Origin of the sequence: Cupriavidus laharis (assembly GCF_914271435.1) — a bacterium.
Taxonomy (GTDB): Bacteria; Pseudomonadota; Gammaproteobacteria; order Burkholderiales; family Burkholderiaceae; genus Cupriavidus; species Cupriavidus laharis.
Genome location: NZ_CAJZAI010000040.1, coordinates 1 through 1,747 on the forward strand (window position 1 = coordinate 1; position 1,747 = coordinate 1,747).

1 protein-coding gene is annotated in these 1,747 nt (G+C 65.3%); it reads left to right on the plus strand.

Annotation, left to right across the window (positions count from 1 at the left end; translation table 11 throughout):
• Nucleotides 1-149 precede the first annotated feature (149 nt).
• A protein-coding gene (locus tag LDO29_RS28025) for an IS3 family transposase (RefSeq protein ID WP_224082979.1) occupies nucleotides 150-1,717 on the plus strand; the annotation gives its coding sequence in 2 pieces (ribosomal slippage) (nucleotides 150-591 and nucleotides 591-1,717; 1,569 coding nt in all).
• The last annotated feature ends 30 nt before the right edge of the window (nucleotides 1,718-1,747 follow it).

Consider the following 1,747-nt stretch of genomic DNA (forward strand, 5'->3'; position numbering starts at 1 on the left):
CCCCCTGCGGCAGAATAGTTGTCGCCCCGATAGGAACTTGAATCTTTCCTGATTTCAAGTCTCTTAGTGGCGGTGGAAGGCCGGCGCCGAAGGCGCCGGCCCCCTTGCCGCCAGTTTCCACAGTAAGGGGGCGATGATGAGAGAACAAGTTGGCTCGGTACGGACAAGTGTTTAAGGACAGAGCGGTGGCGCGATTGCTGCCGCCGGAGAGCGCCCCGCTGGAACTGGTGGCTCGGGAGATCGGAGTGAGCGCAGATACGCTGGAGCGCTGGCGCAGTGAGGAACTGGCCAAGCCCGCACGCGAGCGCGGCTGGACGGCTGCCGCTCGCCTGGAGGCCGTGATCCTCACGGCAGCCATGGACGAGTCAGCCCGCAGCGCCTGGTGCCGCGAACACGGCGTGTACCCACAGCAACTACAGCAATGGCGCGACAGCGCAACGCAAGCGCTTGCCGAGCCTGCGGAGAAGCGTGTCAGTCCGCAGCAGGCCAAGGAAGACCGCCGGCGCATCAAGGAGCTTGAGCGCGAACTGCGGCGCAAGGACAGGGCCCTGGCTGAGACAGCAGCGTTGCTGGTGTTGTCAAAAAAAGTCTCGGCGATCTTCAACAAGGACAAAGGCGAGGACGAATGATCGGGCTCGAAGATCGCCAGACGCTGGCCCAGGACATCGAAGCGGCCCAGCGGGCCGGCGCGCGGCTGGAGCAGGCCTGCGAGGTCGCCGGCATCGACCAGCGCAGCCTGCAGCGCTGGAAGGCCAACCACGGGCTCGTATCGGGTGACGGCAGGCCCGCCGCGGTGCGGCCGACGCCGGCCCATGCGCTGACGCCAGCCGAGCGCGAGCAGATCCTGCAGATGGCCAACGAGCCTCGCTTTGCCGACATGCCCCCGGCGCGCATCGTCCCCATGCTGGCCGACGAAGGGGTGTACCTTGCCAGCGAATCGAGCTTCCAGCGTGTCCTGCGCGCGCATGGGCAGAACCAGCACCGAGGCCGCGCCAAGGCGCCGCGCAAGAGCCGCCCACCGACGACACATATAGCCACCACACCGCGCCAGTTGTGGTGTTGGGACATGACGTATCTGCCCGCCGAGATCGTTGGCCGCTGGTTCTACCTGTATCTGATTCTGGACGTGTACAGCCGCAAGATCGTGGGCTTCGAGGTGCACGACAGTGACGATGCCCACCATGCGGCGCACCTGGTCAAGCGCACTGCGCTGGCCGAGGGCATCCACGCCATGACGGCCAAGCCAGTGCTGCACGGCGACAACGGCTCGACTCTGAAAGCCACGACTGTCCTGGCGATGTTGAACTGGCTGGGCGTCAAGCCGTCGTACTCGCGCCCGCGCGTGAGCGATGACAACGCCTATGTCGAAAGCCTGTTCCGCACGGCGAAGTACCGGCCGGAGTTCCCTGACAAGGGCTTCGCCAACCTCGAGGAGGCTCGCGCCTGGGCTTCGCGCTTCGTGCATTGGTATAACCATGATCACCGGCACAGCGGCATCCGCTACGTCAGCCCCGCACAGCGTCATGCGGGTGAAGACGCCGCGATCCTCGCCGCCCGCCACGAGGTATATCTCCAGGCTCGTGCACGCAATCCGCAGCGCTGGTCGGGCACCACGCGCAACTGGGCTCCTATCGGTGCAGTGACCCTGAACCCCGAACGCGATTCCATCGTCCAGACGCATTCTGGGAGCGTCAATATACAGACATTGGCCGCATGACCGAGGCGACAACTAGCTTGACTCGCGCCG